Below are 16476 nucleotides of genomic sequence, written 5' to 3'. Positions count from 1 at the left end.
CGGCGGGGCTCTTGCGGCCGATAGCCGCGCGCTGGTCAGTCGCCGGCGAGCAGACGCTCGCGTACCTCTCGGCGCATCACCTTGCCGATGAGCGAGCGCGGCAGGTCGTCGACGGCGACGATGCGCCGCGGCACCTTGTAGGCCGCGAGGTGCTTGCGGGAGTAGTCGCGGAGCGCCTCGACGTCCAGCTGGGCGCCGTCGCGCAAGACCACCGCAGCTGCCACCTCCTCCCCTCCGCTCGAGCGGGGAAGGGCGACGACGGCCGCCTCCGCGACGTCGGGGTGGGTCCGGAGGGCGTCCTCCACCTCCGTCGGGGAGACGTTGAATCCGCCGGTGATGATCAGCTCCTTGAGCCGGTCGACGATCGTGACGAATCCGTCCGGCGACACGGAGGCGATGTCGCCGGTACGCAGCCACCCGTCGGCGAGCAACGTGGCGGCGGTGTCACCCGGGCGCTGCCAGTAGCCCTGGAAGACCTGCGGGCCCCTCAGCAGCAGCTCGCCGGTCTCCCCGAGAGGCCGGTCCACCGACGGGTCATCCGGGTCCACGACCCGGATCTCCGTGCTCGGGAAGGGCACGCCGACCGTGCCGGGGCGGCGCGTCGGCCCCATCGGGTTACCGAGGGCGACCGGCGAAGTCTCGGTCATGCCGTAGCCCTCCACGAGGAGACCACCGGTGGCCTCCTCCCAGCGCTGGACGGTCGCCACCGGAAGGCTCATCGCTCCGGAGATCGCGAACCGCACGCTGGAGAGGTCGATCGTGCCGCGCGACGCCGCGCGTGCGAGCCGGTCGTAGATGGGGGGAACGGCGGGAAGGAACGTCGGCGGGCTCTTCTTCGCCGCATCCGTCACGAGCTCGATGTCGAAAGTGGGGAACAGCACGAGCTTCGCGCCGATGCTCATCGCGAAGGTGAGGCACAGGGTCATCCCGTAGGCGTGGAAGAGGGGCAGCACCCCGTAGAACGTCTCCTCCCCGTCGACGAGCCCGGGCACCCAGGCTCGGCCCTGCATGGCGTTCGCGCGGAGGTTGGCGTGCGTGAGCATCGCTCCCTTCGGCGTTCCCGTCGTCCCGCTGGTGTACTGCAGCAGCGCGATGTCGTCGAGCGCAGGTCCGGGCACCCGCCGCGGGAGACGCCGGGAGGCGACGAGCCTCCGCCAGGTGTGGGGATGCCGCGTCTTGGGGGTGCTGGTCATCCGCTCGCGCGCTTCGCGGGCCTTCGGAATCGGCAGACGCAGGGCGGCGCGCTTGCCGAAGGGCAGCGCCTCGGTCATGTCGACGCTGACGATCCGCTCGACAGCGAGATCGGAGGGGAACCCCGCGACGGTGTCGTAGACCTTGTCCCATACGATCGCGAAGCGCGAGCCGTGATCTTCGAACTGGTGACGCAATTCGCGAGCGGTATACAGCGGGTTGTGCTCGATCACGATGGCGCCGAGCCGCAGCGTGGCATAGAAGGCGATGACGTGCTGCGGGCAGTTCGGCAACACGAGCGCGACCCGGTCGCCGCGCCGCACGCCGAGGCGTCGAAGCCCCTCCGCGGCACGATCGATCAGCTCGCCGAGCTGTCGGTACGTGGTCGTCGCTCCGAAGAACTCCAGCGCCGGGCGACCGGGGAAGGTGCCGATGCTGGCAGCCATCATCTCCGGCAGAGTCTGTGAGGGCGGCTGGATGTCGGCGGGAACGCCGTCGGCGTAGGAGGAGAGCCAGGGACGAGAGTCGTACGGGTTGCTCGACATGTCGCCATCCTTCCCCGGGTGCGCCTGCGCCCCGGCCTCTTGCGTGGGCAACGAAAGAGTGCCCGTCCAGACGGACAGGCACTCTTCGGTGTTGGTGACCCCAGCGGGATTCGAACCCGCGTTACCGCCGTGAGAGGGCGGCGTACTAGGCCACTATACGATGGGGCCGTCAGACAACCGTTCGATTATGCCATGCCCTCTCCGGGTCGGCCAAATCGTCGCACACGATGCCGGGGGCGGTTGCCGTCGGGCCGGCGGACCGGTTGACTCGCCGGTATGCGAGTGACCAAGTACGAGCACGCGACGCTGCGCGTCGAGGCGTCAGGCAAGCAGCTCATCATCGATCCCGGGGTTTTCACCACCCCCCTCACCGACCTGGGGACCGTCATCGGGATCGTGGTCACGCACGAGCACCCCGATCACTGGACGGCCGAGCAGCTGGATCGCATCCTCAAGGCCACGGGGGGCGTGCCGATCTTCGCCCCGGCCGGGGTCGCGCACGCGGCAGCGGGCTACGACATCACCGTGGTCGCTCCTGGCGACACCGTCGAGCTCGACCCGTTCCGCCTCGAGTTCTTCGGCGGCCGGCACGCCGTCATCCACGAGTCGATCCCCGTCGTCGACAACGTCGGAGTGCTCGTCAACGGTGCCTTCTACTACCCGGGCGACTCGTATGCCGTGCCGAAGGGAGCCGATGTGCAGCTGCTCGCGGCGCCCGTGGGAGCGCCGTGGCTGAAGATCGGGGAGGCGATGGACTTCGTGCTCGCCGTCGCGCCGCGCCGCGCCTTCGGCACGCACGACATGACCCTCTCCGTCGCCGGGCGCGACATGGGCCGTGCCCGCCTGCAGTGGGCGACCGAGCAGCACAGTGGGCAGTTCCTCGCCCTGGATCCGGGAGACAGCGCCGACATCTGACGCTCTCGGCGCAGGGAGCGGCTCAGCTCCCCTGTGCCGGCGCGCGGACCCACACGTGCACGCGATCGCCGTTGTGCACGAAGCGGAGGAACGTGTTCGCCGGCAGGTCGCCGAACACGTTCGCGCGCATGCCGCGCCAGATCCGCAGATCGATGAGGGGGTCGAGCCCGGCGGGCGTGCAGTTGACCCCCAGGGTGCCGTACCGCTCCGCCTCGATGACGAGGCACCGCTCCCCCGTCGTCGCCAGCACCAGCCAGATCTGAAGCTGCTCGTACGCCTCGAAGCGTTGCACCTCCTGGACGGTGACATCCGCGGCATCCAGGAATCCCTGCTGCGCGATCCGCTCGCCCTCCTCGCCCGCCGGGATGCGGCCGAGGCTGCTGTCGGAGCGGGGTGCCGACAGCTGCGTGACACCCCACACCAGGCATGTCACGAGCACGATCGCCGCGGCCCCGCCGACCCAGCGTCGCCGAAGCAGCGCCCGCGCGCGGAGAAGAAGCGCGCCCGTGAGCGGCCGCTCCTGGCCCGCCGGGTCATCGGGCGGGAGCTCATCCGAAGCGTCACCGCTGTCGGCGCCGCCGGGCGCGCCAGCCCTCACGACATCGGGCTCCCCGGCCGACCGGTCATCCGGTGCGGGAGCCGCGGGGGCAGGCGGCCGGTCCGGCGGCGAAGGAGCCGGCCCCCCGTCCTGCAGCATCCGGTGGTGCGACGCCCGTTCGAGCGCCTCGAGCCGTGCCACCGCCGCCGGATCGGAGACGATATCGGGGTCCGGGCCATAGGCCCGGCGGCGCAGGGCCGCGAGTTCCCGAGATTCCTCAGGACCCAGCGCCGTCGCGTCCATGCTTCATTATGGTCGCCGCGCGGATCGCGGCTACCTGCCCGGATGACGCGCGCCCGCGCACCCCATCCCGCTCAGTGATCCCGCGCGTGCCTGCTGATGCGTGCGGAGGCTGCCGGGAGGCGGAACACGCGGACGGCGTTGTCCTCCTCGACGAGCACCCTCTCGTGCGGAGCGATCTTCATGTTGCGGATCCGCGCAACTTCGAATGCCTGGTCGTAGCCGGGCGCGAAGGAGGCGAACAGCAGCCGCTCGGGTCCGAGCTCGCTGACGATCTGCTCGAGGAAGTCCTGCCGGTACTCCCCGTTCGAAAGCACGGAGATGTTCGGGGCCCCTCGAAGTGCCGCCCAGGCGTCAACCATGCTCAACCCGGAGATGTTGATCTGGCCGCCGGAGGTGAGCACCAGCTGGGCGTCGGGTACCGCGCGCGCGAGGTCCAGCACCTGAAGCGGTTCGGATCGGTTCGTCACTCCGGCGACGATCACGACAGGCAGTCCGAGCTCAGCCGCCAGCGCCACGACGGGCTGGGCGTCCTGGATGCGGAACACCTCGTGGTCCGGATCGAGATAGACGCCGACGCAGCCGAGCTCTTCCGCGCAGCGGCGGAGCTCCTGCAGCGCCTGCGCACCCTGGTTGGGGTCCACCCGGGCGAGCCGATGGATGCGGGCCTCCCCGGCGGCCGACCGGTGGAGCCTGTCGTTGGCGGGTGGCAGTGCGTAATCGCGGCCGCGTGCGGGCGCCGCGATGACCGCTTCGACGCCGGCTGCCACCGCTTCGTCGAGGCACCGTGCGACGTCGAGCGACGGACCGAACAGGTTGTCGCCGATGATCACCACGGCGTCGATCATCGTGCTTTCTCCAGACCGAGTAGCCGGGCGGCGTTTCCACCCAGGATCGCGCTCTCCACCTCTGGGGTGAGCCCGAGACGGCGGATCTTCGCCACTTCCAGCGCCGGGTTGCACCCCGGCCCGTCGCTGCCGAACACCACCCGCTCTGCGCCCACCGCGGCGACGGCGACCTCGATGAGTTCGGGGTGCGGCATCGCGGAGGTCTCCAGGACGACGTTCGGAAGCCGCTCCGCCGTCGCGATGGCGTCGCGCACGTGGAAGTAGCCGCCCATGTGGCCGAAGACGACGACGCACTCCGGAACCGCGGCGGCGGCCAGCCCGAGAGCCTGCGGAGTGGTGTACGGGTCGTCTCCGCAGTGGAACAGCACGGGCAGTCCCGCGCCGGCGGCGATGCGGAGCAGCGCGATCGTCGCCTCACCGGCGGGATGCGCCAGGGTCGTGGTGGGATGCGTCTTGATCCCCCGGACTCCCGCGGCAACGGCCTGCGCGATGAGGCCGGGCATCTCCTCCTGGAAGTTCGGGTTCACCCGCACGAAGGGCACGAGACGATCCGGGTATCGCCGCGCGGCATCGGTGATGTAGTCGAGCGCATCGGGGTTTGAGCCGGGGAGATCGGTGTAGGTCATGATCACCGCACGGTCGATGCCCGCCTCATCGAGCAGCCCGACGATCTTCTCTGGCGGATCGACCCAGCCGAACGCGGGTGCTTCATCGACGTGCGTGTGGAAGTCGATGATCATGTCTCTGCTCCCGCTCGGGTCTGGCCGTCCGGCACGAGACCGTGGCGACGTTCTGGATCGGTGGGGGCGCCTGCGGGGTAGGTCATCGAACCGTGTACCCGCCGTCGATCATGAGTGAGGAGCCCGTCATGAAGCTGGACTCGTCGCTCGCGAGGAAGACGGCGCCGGCGGCGATCTCTTCCGGACGACCGAGACGGTTCAGAAGGGTGTCGCCCTCCCACGTGGCCAACAGCTCCTCGGGGTTCGGGACGCCCACGAGCTGTCGCCGGATGAGCGGCGTGTCGGTCGGACCGGGGCAGAGGGCGTTCACGCGAATGCCGTGCTCGGCATAATCGATCGCCAGCACCCGGACGAGACCGATCACACCGTGCTTGGCGGGCACATACGACGTGAAGCCGGTCAACCCGGCGAACGCGAGCTGAGAGCCCAGGGCGATCAGCGAGCCGCCCCCACCGTCGATGACGTGGGGCAGTGCGGCCTTGAACGTGACGAACGGCCCACGGAGCATGACCGCCATGTGGTGATCCCACTGCTCGACGGAGATCTCCGTCGCCTTTCCCACGAGCTCGTACCCGGCCCCGGCCACGACCACGTCGAGGCCGCCGAGCGTGTCCGCTTCGGCGTCCACCCACTCCTGAACCGCCGCCGGGTCGGCCACGTCCACGACGGAGAACCGCGCTCCCGACTCCTCGACGACGCTCCGCGCCTCGGGATTGATGTCGCTGACCGAGACGGTCGCTCCCTCCGCCGCGAAACGCTGGGCGATGGCGAGGCAGATTCCCGAGCCGCCGCCGGTCAGAAGGATGCGTTTACCGGCGAGCCGGTCGGAGGTCACTTCGCGTCCGTCCAGACGGTGTCCTTCGTGAAGGTGCGGTCGAAGCCGCCACCGTTCCAGCTCGTCATCTTCACCGGGTGCACGCGGAACGGCACCCGCGGGAACTGGAAGGTGCTCTCGCCGTACTCCATGCCCTCGGGCCCGAGATAGCGCAGGATCATTTCCTTCATCGGCTCGATGTAATCGAAGTCTTCACCGAGGAACTCCACGTCCGCCTTCGCGCTGACGCGCTTGTACGGCAACTCGGGGTTGTCGATCAGGATGCCGCAGCGCGGGTCCCGTCGGAGGTTCTTCACCATCCCGGTCCGCTCCTTGCTGACGATGAGAAAGGATGCTCCGTCCCACGTGTACCAGACCGGGCTCACGGTGGGGTACCCGTCTTCGTTCACCGTCGCGATCTTGGCGAACCGCCGGCCCGTGGTGAGGAACTCGCTGAGCTCGTCGGGGGTCATGCCCCGGCCGTCGTTGCTCGTCATTGCCATGATGTCTCTCCTTGTTGAGGTCTGCAGCCGTGGGCTCACGCCGCCGGTGCGGGTTCTTTCACTGTGGTCGGGCGTCGGGGGCGACGGGGATGGGCGACCTTGTTGGCGAACAGTGCCGCGGCGAAGAGGATGATCAGGCCGCGGAAGAGCTGCTGGTACCAGACCTCGATCCGCATGAGGTTGAAGACGTTTCCCAGGAGCGCGAAGAGCACGACACCCCCCAGGAGACCGATCAAGCGACCGCGCCCGCCCGCCAGGCTCGCCCCGCCGATGACGACGATGGCGAGGGTGATGAATTCCAGTCCGTTCGCCGCGTTGGGGTCGCCCACTCCCGTGCTCCCGAGGAAGACCAGGCCGGCGAGCCCGCCGAGCAGACCAGAGCCGACCAGCGCGGACGTCTGCACCGTGCGCACCCGCACGCCACTGAGCGCGGCGACGGTGGGGTCGCCGCCGACCGCGTACACGCGGGCGCCCCAGACGGTTCGCCGCAGCAGGAACCACGCGGCGACCCATACCAGGATCACGAGGAGGACGATGAGGTAGACCCCGCCCACCGTCGCGTTGTAGAAGCCGGTCAGCGCAGGTGAGGCCTGGCCGGTGGGGGTGGGAGCGATGAACAGCACCACACCCTGCAGCACCGTCCCGGTTGCGAGGGTCGCGATGAACGATTCCACGTTGAACCGCACCACGAGCAGGGCGTTCAGCGCGCCGACACCGAGCCCGGCGAGGAGCGCCACGGCCACTCCGGCAGCGACGTTCCCATCCGAGCCGCCCATGACCATCGCCGCCAGGATGGACGCGAGTTTGGCGTTGGCCGCGATGGAGAGGTCCACGCGCCCGATCAGGACGGCGAGGAACTGGGCCAGCGCCACCAGGCTCAGCCCCGCGCCCTGCCGCGCCACGCTGTTGAGGTTGTTCGGCGTGCCGAAGCGGTCGGCGAAGACGAGAGCGACGACGCCCAGCGCGAGCACCACCACCCACACGACGGCGCCGTTGCCCGCGGCGCGGCCGAGCCGTTCGGACAGTGTCGAGCGCCTCATGACGCCACCTGCGTACCGGGTCCGGGGGCCGAGATCAGCCGCATGATGTCTTCCTCTCCGGTGCCTTCGGCGGACAGTTCACCGACGATCTCCCCATCGGCCATCACCAGGATGCGATCGGAGAGCCCGAGCACCTCGATGAGCTCCGACGAGATGAGCAGGATCGCCTTCCCACTGTCCGCGAGCGTTCGCAGGATGCTGTAGATCTGCTCCTTCGCCCCCACATCGACGCCGCGGGTGGGTTCGTCGAAGAGGATCACGTCGGGAAGCAGCTCCAACCACTTCGCGATCACGACCTTCTGCTGGTTCCCGCCCGAGAGCTCGCCCACCGCGGCACGGCCGTCCGTGGCCGTTCGGATCGAGAGGCGCTCGATGGCCGCCGCGACGAGGACGGCCTCCTGCTTCCTGCTGATCGCACCGAACCTGTTGCGCAGCCGGCGCCAGGAGAGCATGGACACGTTGTGCGCGACCGACTTGCCGAGGGCCAGGCCCGCGCCCTTGCGGTCTTCCGGGAGGTACGCCACCCGCGCGCGCATCGCATCACGCGCGCCGCGCAGCGACACCGGCTTTCCGCCGATCCGCAGGTCGCCGCCGACCAGGGGGACGTCGCCGAAAAGGCCCCGTGCGAGACGGGACCGACCCGACCCCTGCAGCCCGGCGACGCCGACGATCTCGCCCGCGCGCAAGGTCAGATCCACCGGCGCGGCCAGCCCCGCGATCTCCAGCCCCCGCGCCTCGAGGATGGGCGCGCCGGGCGACACCGTCGCCGTCGGGAACAGCTGGGTGATCTCGCGCCCGACCATCATGGAGATCAGATCGTCGGCGGTCGTTTCCGCGAGTTCGCCCTCACCGCTGTTTCGGCCGTCCTTCAGCACCGCGTACGTCGTGCAGAGCGAGAAGACCTCCTCGATGCGGTGACTCACGTACAACACCGCGACGCCCTCGGAGGCCAGTTTGCGGATGACACGGAGGAGCGAGGCCAGCTCCTCGCCGGAGAGCACGGCGGACGGTTCATCCAGCGCCAGCACGGTGACGTCACTGGCCAACGCCTTCGCGATCTCCACCAGCTGGGCCTCTGCCACGCCGAGCGTCTCGACCAGGGCACGAGGCGAGACCTTCGCGTGCACCCGCTCCAGGAGTTCCGCACTTCGGGCGTTCATCTCCGCGCGCCCCAGAACCCCCATCCGATGCCGCTCGCTCCCCAGGAAGATGTTCTCGGCGACCGTCAGCGAGGGAATCAGGGAGAACTCCTGGTGGACGATGGCGATGCCCAGGTCGCGGGCGTTCTTCGGCGAGTGCCGGCGAGGGTCCACTTCCTGACCGAAGACGCGGATCTCGCCCGCGTCCGGCCGAACGACGCCGGTGAGGATTTTCAAGAGCGTGGATTTCCCCGCCCCGTTCTCACCCATCAGGGCGGCCACCTCACCCGGCGCGACCCGCAGCGAGACGTCGTCCAGCGCGCGGACAATGCCGTAAGCCTTCGAGATGCCTCGCAACTCGATGGCGTGTCCAGTCCCGGTCATGTTCTCTCGTTCCCGAGCGACCGGCGGGAGACGGTGGTCTCCCGCCGGTCGCCACGAATCACTTGCCGAATCCGGCGTCCAGGTAGACGCTGTCGTCGGCGACCTTCGGGCCGACGAAGTCATCGTTGAAGTCCGGCTCGTACCAGGTCTTCGCCTCCGACTCGTCGTACGGCGCCGTGCCCTCCATGACGTCGATCACGTCGGTGTACTTGGCCACCGGCTCACCCGCGAGAACCTGGAATACGGTGTTCACGCACTCCTGCGCGGCAGCGGCCGGGAAGGGCGCGACGAAGAACTCCAGGTCCTCCTCGATGGCGAGCCGGAGGAAGCCGTTGGTCGGGTTGGTGCCGCCGATGAGCGGCAGCTCGACACCGGCCTCCTGATAGGCCTCGATCACGGCGGGTCCCATCTCGAGGCCACCGACCCACACCGCGTCCACGTCCGGCGTCTGGGCGATGACCGTGCGCATCACGTCCATCGCCTCGGCAGCCGACCAGTTGGCGTACTGCTCGCTCACGATGTCGATCCCGGGATACTGCGAGAACGCGGCTTCTGCCCCCGACTTCCAGAACTCGGCGGCGTCGGCCCCGGCGATGCCGTGCAGCATCACGACCTTGCCTTCGCCGTCCAGCCGCTTGGCCATCTCGTCGGCGGTGCTGAATCCCATCATGGGGATGTCGCGGCTGACCTCGGCGGTGTACGCCTCGCTCTGCACACCCGCGAGGCACGTGACGACGGGGATGCCTGCTTCGGTCGCCCTCTCGACGGCGGAGACAAGTCCCGCCCGGGAGAGCGAGGTGAGCAGAATGGCGTCGACGTCCGCGGCGATCGCGTCCTCGACGCCCTTCACCTGGTTCTCGGTGACGAAGTCCCACGGGACGTACATCAGGTTGCCGACCTTGCCGGACTTCTCGAACGCGTCTCTCATCACGGCGTCGAAGGTGGTGCCCCAACCGTTGGTCGGACCCTGAACCACCGCGGCGATGTCATAGGGAGCATCCGCGACGAAGGCGCTCGTGTCCACCGTGACCCCCGCCGCCGCAGTCACCTGCGCCGAGTAGGCGTCCTCGAGCACGGGACGACCGTTCTCGTCCATCTCGAACTCCACGGCGCCGGCGGGTTCGGCCGGTGCCTGCTGGGCGTTGCAGCCCCCCAGTCCCAGAGCCGTCGCCCCGATCGCGGTTATCGCCAGCCACTTTCGAGCGGCCGTCCATCGCATGTCTGTCATGAGTATCTCCTCGTGATCAAGAGAGCCGGGCGACTCTCCGAGTGGTGCAGGGGGAAGGGGCAACGAGGTCGCCGGCTGGCAGAGCGCCGTTTCATCGGCGGCGCTCGGGGAGGTGGAGCGTGAGGGCGAGGATCAGCACTACGCCCTTGAGGACGTTCTGGAGTGCGGGCGGGAGGCCGAGCACGACGATGAGGGTGAACAGCGCGCTGAGCACCAGCACGCCACCCAGCGCTGCGACGAACGACCCTTCGCCCCCCTTGAACCTCGCTCCGCCGAGGAGAGCGGCGGTGATGGAGTCCAGCTCCATCCCCACGCCGATGTTGCGGTCGATGTACCCGCTGAACCCGGTCTGCAGGGCGCCGGCGACGACCGCCAGAACGGCCGCCAGCGTGAAGGCCAGCCACTGCAGCCTGCCGACAGCGACTCCGGAGAGGGCCGCCATCCGGGGGCTCGCCCCGGAGAAGACGAGGTCGCGGCCGGATGCCGTCCTGCTCGTCCAGAAGGCCGCGAGGACGGACACGATGATCCAGATGAGGAAGATCATCGGCACCGGGCCGAGCGAACCGCGGGCGAAATCGATCAGCCCCTGAGGGGATTCTCCGCTCAGCGCCCCTCGCGTCCACAGCAGCTTCGCGCCCTCGAGAACCATGACCATGCCGAATGTCGCCACGAACGCAGGAACCCCCCGCCGCACGACGAGCCAGGAGTTGGCGCTGCCGACCACGATCGCGATGCCCAGCGCGAACGCGATCCCGGTGCCGATGTCGGGCGTGTTGGTCAGGGCGACACCGGTGATCCCCACCATCGCCGCGACCGACAGGTCGACGCCGCGCACCATGAGCACGAGCATCTGGCCCACTGTGAGGAGACCGAGGATGGCGGCCCGCCGGAGCGTGCTGCCGATGTTCACCGGTGCGAAGAAGTTGGGCGCAAGAATCGCCGCGACGATCAAGATCAGCGCCAGCGCGATGAAGATCCCCTTGCCGGAGAGCGCTGCCTCGACACCGCGCCGCACGGGGGCCAGTCGCTCAGCCGCTGAGGGGGCTGTCCGTGTGGCGCTCATCGATCGCCTCCGGACGGACGGCCGGCTCTGCCGAGCCGGGCGGAGACCCCGGCGCTGCGCACCACGACCGGGAAGCTTGCGCCGTTGTGGGCGGTGACGACCTGCCCGCCGACCGCGTCGACGGCGACGATGGCGCAGGTCGTTGTTCCAGAAGTCATCATCGCCTCCAGTTGCTGCTGCACGGCGGCGGCGAGTCCCACCTCACGCGCTCGGGCCGCCACCGACCGTGCGAGGCCACGGCCCAGCGCCGCCTCGCCCGAACCCGAGCACAGGACGCCGAACCGGTCATCGGTCCAGAAACCCGCGCCGGCAACGCAGGCGTCGCCGACCCGTCCCGGGAGCTTCCCGAGCAACCCACCCGTGCTGGAGGCGCTGGCGATCCGGCCTGCGTCGTCGACCGTGATGCAGCCGACGGTCTCGCTGGGGACGCGGCCGGTGAAGACGCTGCGGGTCGGATCGGCTGTGTAGGCCTCGAGCGCGAGGCGCTGCTCTTCCGTCACGAGATCGTCCGCCGGCATCCCCAGCGCGGCGGCGTACTCGGCCGCCTGGCCACCCACCAGCAGGACCGCGTTCTCCTCCCGCATCAGGCGGTAGGCGAGGCGGGCGGGATGACGGAGCCCCGGCACGGCGCCGACGCCGACGGCCGCTCCCGTCGCACCGCACGACACGGCGCCATCGGTCTCCACGGTGCCGGCCCGCGTCAGCACGGACCCGTAACCGCAGTTGAAGGCTTCGTCGTCTTCGAGGACGGCGACGGCGGCGAGGGCTGCTTCGATGCCGCCGTCGAATCGCTGATCCTGGGCCGCGGCGCCGGCGCTCTCCAGAGCACGGTAGGTCGGGTCGGAGGGCTCCATGTCGACCCCGCCGTGGGTGACCACGATCGGCAGCGCGAGCGCGGTGAGCTGCTCCGTGACGATGATGCGCGAACGATCCATGTCAGCCACCCACCCGCGCGGCAGCCCGGGCATTCGCCATCCGGGGCACGACGTGATTCATGAACGTGGCAGGTCCGGTGCGGAAGTCGGGGAACGACAGCACCGCGTTGGAGACCCCTGCCTCGTCCTCGAGCGCGCCCAGATAGGCCGCGACACGGTCGTACGATCCCACGAGGTGCGGGTGGAAGAAGCACGGACGCTGCACGACGGCCGCGCGGGTGGGATGGTCGAATTCGATCTGCTCGATCTCCTGCTGCGTCGCGAAGCGGCCGACCGCATGGCCCTGCTTATCGGTCGCGGCGGCGTTCTTGAGCCCGCCGGCGGCGTGATGATCGGTGTACCGCATGTACTCGTGGGCCTCCGCGAGAGCCTCGTCATCCGTCGCGGCGGTGATCACGCCGTACAGCGAGGCGCTGTCCACCGTGCGGCCGGCGACCGCCGCGGCCTCGAGCAGGTCGCGGCGCGCAGCGCCGACGGCGCTGAGGTCGCCCATGATGAAGTTCATGTCGGCCAGCTGGGCCGACAGGTCCAGTGAATTGCGTGACTGCCCCGGCACGATCACCTTCACTCCGTGCGCCGGGGTGGGCTGGACGAGGCAGTCGTCGAGACGGAAGAATTCGCCGTCCAGGGTCATCCTGCCGTCGGACCACAGACCGCGGAGCACGGTGATGTACTCCCGGGCGTACCGGTAGCGGTCGTGATGGTAGTTCTCCGGCCACAGCCCCATCTGCGCGTACTCGGCCTGATTCCACCCGGCCACGATGTTCAGGGAGAACCTGCCGCCGCTGGCATCGTCGAGCGTGGCGGCCATCCGCGCTGCCATCGCCGGGTGAATCGTGGGGGCAGCGACCGAGCCCCACAGCTCGAGCGTCGTGGTGGCTTCGACCAAGCCCGCGACCAGCCCGATCGGATCGACGCTGTAATCCCAGAAGCCGCTTCCATCGCCGTAGCCGCGGAACTTCGTCATGGCGAGCACGAACGAGAATCCGCGCTCCTCCGCGTCGACGGCGACCGATCGGTTCAGCTCATACGTCGGCTGGAAGGTCGGCGAGGCGCTGGAGAGGATGTAGCCGTCGTTCGTCGTCGGCATGAAGATTCCGAATCGCACGTCTCGCCTCTCTCCGGGCAGCGCCGGCACGCACCGACTCTCAGAAGATAGGTCTGTTGTCAGACATCTGGCAAGTCGGCACCGTTGGTTTTACACAGTCGTAACGCGGCGGCCGTCACCCCGCCAGCTCGCGCATTCCACGTCATGCGGGTCTTTCGGATGGCCGGTGTAGCATGTGCCGCGTGATCTCCACCGGGCAGTTGCGAGACGGACGTGCCCTCCCGGAGATGATCGCCGATCGCCTGCTCGAGGCGGTGGCGGACGGCCAGCTGAAGCCCGGCGAGCAGTTGCCGATGGAGACCGAACTGGCGCGTCAGATGGGCGTCGGTCGCACCTCTCTGCGAGAGGCCATTCAGAAATTGCGGGCGATGGGTGTGCTCGAAGTCCGTAAGGGCCGGGGCACCTTCGTCGTTGAAAGCACCCGTCTCGAACCCGTGCATGCCTTCGTCCACTGGTCGATCGAGAACGAGTTCGAGGTGACGGAGCTGCTGGAGGCCCGCATGTCCCTGGAGACGACGGCGGCCGGGCTCGCCGCCGAACGGGCGAGCGCGGGCGACCTCGCACGGCTTCGAAAAGCGTCGGCACGGCACATCGCGGCGCGCAGCATCGACACCCTCATCACGACCGACGAGGCGTTCCACGTCGCTTTGATCGACAGTGGCCGCAATGCGCTCATCGCGAAGCTCTACGCGATGCTCGTGCCCGGTCTACGGGACTTCCGCCGCATGTCACTGGCGATCCCCGCCTCCGCCGAGCGCTCCCGCGCCACGCACGAAGACATCGTCCGCGCCGTCGCATCGCGGGACGTGCGCGCCGCGCGGCAGGCGACGGCTGAGCACCTGTGGCCGCTCTACTCGTCGGTGACGAGAGCTGCCAACCGGGGGCAGCGACGCGGAGAAGCACATGCCAGTACCGACCGGACCGTGTGGTTCCTAGACTGATTCGCCGGGGCGGGTGCAGAGGAGCGCCGCTCGCACAGAGAATCTTGCTGGGGTACCTGGACTCGAACCAAGAACAACGGTACCAGAAACCGCCGTGTTGCCAATTACACCATACCCCACCGGTTCACAACCGAAGCCGTGCCGACGATCCAGTCTAGACGACCGCGGGACCCTCGCCAAACCGGCGGCTACCTCCCGAGGTGCCGGACCAGGGCCTCCAGGCGCCGGATGCTGGCCGCCTTGCCGAGGAGTTCCATCGACTCGAACAGGGGCGGCGACACGCGACGGCCGGTGAGCGCCACCCGCGGCGGGCCGAAGGCGACGCGCGGCTTGAGCCCCAGTTCCTCGACCAGCGCGGTGGACAGTGCCTGCTGCACGGCGGCGGCGGTGAACTCCGCCTCGGGAACGAGCTCGAGTGCGCCGACGGAGGCGACGAGCACCTCTGCCGCGTTCGCGGGCAGCGACTTGAGGGCGTCCTCTTCGTAGGAGACGTCGTCGACGAAGAGGAATCCCAGCATGCCGGGCACCTGTCCGAGCAGCTGGACGCGCTCCTGCACGAGGGGCGCGGCGGCGTCGATGAGCGCCTGCTGGTCGGGCGTGGGCGGAACCTGCACGAGACCCGCCTCAGCCAGGTAGTGCACGATGCGCTCCGCGAAATCAGCGGGCTCCAGCATCCGGATGTGGTCGCCGTTGATCGACTCGGCCTTGGTCTGGTCGAACCGCGCCGGGTTCGGGTTGACGTCGGCGATGTCGAAGGCGGCGACGAGCTCCTCGAGCGAGAAGACGTCGCGGTCCGGCGCGATCGACCAGCCCAGGAGGGCGAGGTAGTTCAGCAGCCCCTCGTGGACGAAGCCCTTCTCGCGCTGAAGGAACAGGTCGGCCTTGGGGTCGCGCTTGGACAGCTTCTTGTTGCCGGTCTCCCCCAGCACGAGCGGCATGTGGCCGAACCGCGGGATGACCTGGGTGACACCCGCGTCGATGAGCGCGCCGTACAGCGCGAGCTGGCGCGCGGTCGAGGGCATGAGGTCTTCACCGCGGATCACGTGCGTGATGCCCATGAGCGCGTCATCCACCGGATTCACGAAGGTGTAGAGCGGCACTCCCCCGGCCCGCACGATCACGAAGTCGGGGAACGTGCCGGCGGGGAACGTCACCTCGCCCCGGATGAGGTCGACATAGGTGAGGTCTTCGTCGGGCACCCGGAGGCGCCAGGCCGGCTCGCGGCCCTCGGCCCGGAACGCGGCCTTCTGCTCGTCGGTGAGCGTCCGGTCGTAGTTGTCGTAGCCCAGCTGCTTGGCCCGGCCGTTCGCCTCGTTGCGCGCGTCGATCTCCTCGGCGGTGGAGTAGCTCTCGTACACCGCGCCGGATGCCACGAGCTTCGCCAGCACGTCGCGGTAGATGTCGTGCCGCTGCGACTGCCGGTACGGGGCGTGCGGACCGCCGACCTCGACTCCCTCGTCCCAGTCGATGCGCAGCCAGCGCAGCGCATCGAGGAGCTGCTGATAGCTCTCCTCGCTGTCGCGCGCCGCATCGGTGTCCTCGATCCGGAAGACGAGCTTGCCGCCGTTGTGCCGCGCGTACGCCCAGTTGAACAGGGCCGTGCGGATGAGTCCGACGTGCGGCAGCCCCGTGGGGGACGGGCAGAAGCGGACGCGGACGTCGGCGCCGGAGGCGGTGGTGGTACGGGGATCGGGTGTGGCAGGCATCCCACCGATCCTAGTCGCCGCCGAGTCCGCCGCCCCGGGCCGCCAGGACTCCGCTATGAGCTTCAGAGTGGCACCCCCTCGCCCGCGCGCAGGCCGAGTTCACCGGAGGACGGGACTACCTCGCCGCGTGCACGACGGGCCTCCCCCCGCGAGGCACCGTCGAGGCCGTGCGGTCCGACCCCGAGCGGGCGGCGTCCGGGCACCCCGACGTGGCCGCCGCATCCGCAGCGACAGAGCGTGCCCGGGCCGCCTACGTCCGGCTCGTGCGGGTGCGCCCGGACGACGTGGCCCTCGCGTCGCAGACCTCGGTCGCGGTGTCGATGGTCGCCGCCTCCGTGCCCGACGGCGCGGCGATCCTGTGCGGGTCACACCGTGGGACTGGCGGCGGCGTTCCAGAGCGGCCTCGACCTTCCCGCGCCGGCCCGGGAGTCCGCGATCGTGACGTGGCCCGATGCCGACGGCGCGGACCTTGCTCGCCTCTCCACCGCCCGGATCATCGCCTCGGGGCGCCGCGGCCGGGCCCGGGTGGCCTTCCGCC

The 16476-nt window shown here is 69.4% G+C and carries 15 protein-coding genes and 2 tRNA genes; 2 read left to right on the top strand and 15 right to left on the bottom strand.

Annotated elements, in window-relative coordinates; translation table 11 throughout:
- Nucleotides 1-35: 35 nt before the first annotated feature.
- Both AC2DGY_RS07175 and AC2DGY_RS07170 read right to left on the bottom strand, forming a co-directional pair.
- Nucleotides 36-1736, bottom strand: coding sequence for a long-chain-fatty-acid--CoA ligase (locus AC2DGY_RS07175; protein ID WP_484509008.1), 1701 nt, complete (start codon nt 1734-1736; stop codon nt 36-38).
- Between the two features lie 92 nt (nt 1737-1828).
- Nucleotides 1829-1904: transfer RNA gene (locus AC2DGY_RS07170), tRNA-Glu, on the bottom strand.
- Between the two features lie 108 nt (nt 1905-2012).
- On the opposite strand from AC2DGY_RS07170, the gene AC2DGY_RS07165 reads away from it, so the two are divergent.
- On the top strand, nt 2013-2651 hold the full coding sequence (locus AC2DGY_RS07165) for an MBL fold metallo-hydrolase (RefSeq protein WP_484509007.1): 639 nt from the start codon (nt 2013-2015) through the stop codon (nt 2649-2651).
- Nucleotides 2652-2673: 22 nt separating this feature from the next.
- Here the strand turns inward: AC2DGY_RS07165 and AC2DGY_RS07160 are convergent, their stop codons facing one another.
- From AC2DGY_RS07160 to AC2DGY_RS07110, 11 genes are all read right to left on the bottom strand, one after another.
- Nucleotides 2674-3492, bottom strand: coding sequence for a hypothetical protein (locus AC2DGY_RS07160; protein ID WP_484509006.1), 819 nt, complete (start codon nt 3490-3492; stop codon nt 2674-2676).
- Between the two features lie 71 nt (nt 3493-3563).
- Nucleotides 3564-4337, bottom strand: a complete 774-nt coding sequence (locus tag AC2DGY_RS07155; RefSeq protein ID WP_484509005.1) for an amidohydrolase family protein — start codon at nt 4335-4337, stop codon at nt 3564-3566.
- A complete protein-coding gene (locus AC2DGY_RS07150; protein WP_484509004.1) occupies nt 4334-5077 on the bottom strand; it encodes an amidohydrolase family protein in 744 nt (247 codons plus the stop codon). Before AC2DGY_RS07150 ends, AC2DGY_RS07155 begins: the two co-directional genes overlap by 4 nt.
- An 82-nt stretch (nt 5078-5159) precedes the next feature.
- Nucleotides 5160-5912, bottom strand: coding sequence for an SDR family NAD(P)-dependent oxidoreductase (locus tag AC2DGY_RS07145; protein WP_484509003.1), 753 nt, complete (start codon nt 5910-5912; stop codon nt 5160-5162).
- The gene (locus AC2DGY_RS07140; protein WP_484509002.1) at nt 5909-6394 is read right to left on the bottom strand and encodes a TIGR03618 family F420-dependent PPOX class oxidoreductase; all 486 of its coding nucleotides are present in this window, start codon (nt 6392-6394) and stop codon (nt 5909-5911) included. Before AC2DGY_RS07140 ends, AC2DGY_RS07145 begins: the two co-directional genes overlap by 4 nt.
- Before the next feature lie 35 nt (nt 6395-6429).
- A complete protein-coding gene (locus tag AC2DGY_RS07135; RefSeq protein ID WP_484509001.1) occupies nt 6430-7434 on the bottom strand; it encodes an ABC transporter permease in 1005 nt (334 codons plus the stop codon).
- Nucleotides 7431-8957 (bottom strand): sugar ABC transporter ATP-binding protein, encoded by a 1527-nt coding sequence (locus AC2DGY_RS07130; RefSeq protein WP_484509000.1) that lies wholly within the window; start codon nt 8955-8957, stop codon nt 7431-7433. The genes AC2DGY_RS07135 and AC2DGY_RS07130 overlap by 4 nt, the downstream gene beginning before the upstream one ends.
- 58 nt (nt 8958-9015) lie before the next feature.
- On the bottom strand, nt 9016-10185 hold the full coding sequence (locus AC2DGY_RS07125) for a substrate-binding domain-containing protein (protein WP_484508999.1): 1170 nt from the start codon (nt 10183-10185) through the stop codon (nt 9016-9018).
- 91 nt (nt 10186-10276) lie between these two features.
- On the bottom strand, nt 10277-11248 hold the full coding sequence (locus AC2DGY_RS07120; RefSeq protein WP_484508998.1) for an ABC transporter permease: 972 nt from the start codon (nt 11246-11248) through the stop codon (nt 10277-10279).
- Nucleotides 11245-12183 carry an isoaspartyl peptidase/L-asparaginase gene (locus tag AC2DGY_RS07115; protein ID WP_484508997.1) on the bottom strand — a complete coding sequence of 313 codons (939 nt, stop codon included), beginning with the start codon at nt 12181-12183 and terminating at the stop codon, nt 11245-11247. The genes AC2DGY_RS07120 and AC2DGY_RS07115 overlap by 4 nt, the downstream gene beginning before the upstream one ends.
- Before the next feature lies 1 nt (nt 12184).
- Nucleotides 12185-13291: an LLM class flavin-dependent oxidoreductase gene (locus AC2DGY_RS07110; RefSeq protein WP_484508996.1), complete on the bottom strand. Its 1107-nt coding sequence runs from the start codon at nt 13289-13291 to the stop codon at nt 12185-12187.
- Nucleotides 13292-13473: 182 nt separating this feature from the next.
- On the opposite strand from AC2DGY_RS07110, the gene AC2DGY_RS07105 reads away from it, so the two are divergent.
- Nucleotides 13474-14232, top strand: a complete 759-nt coding sequence (locus tag AC2DGY_RS07105; protein ID WP_484508995.1) for a FadR/GntR family transcriptional regulator — start codon at nt 13474-13476, stop codon at nt 14230-14232.
- A gap of 47 nt (nt 14233-14279) precedes the next feature.
- Here the strand turns inward: AC2DGY_RS07105 and AC2DGY_RS07100 are convergent.
- Both AC2DGY_RS07100 and gltX read right to left on the bottom strand, forming a co-directional pair.
- Nucleotides 14280-14351, bottom strand: a tRNA-Gln gene (locus AC2DGY_RS07100).
- A 69-nt stretch (nt 14352-14420) separates the two neighbouring features.
- Complete coding sequence (gene gltX, locus AC2DGY_RS07095; RefSeq protein ID WP_484508994.1) at nt 14421-15938, bottom strand: glutamate--tRNA ligase; 1518 nt, start codon at nt 15936-15938, stop codon at nt 14421-14423.
- Nucleotides 15939-16476 lie beyond the last annotated feature (538 nt).

The organism is Microbacterium sp. Z6_144 (assembly GCF_057197625.1).
This window is presented reverse-complemented; position numbering and strand designations above follow the sequence as displayed.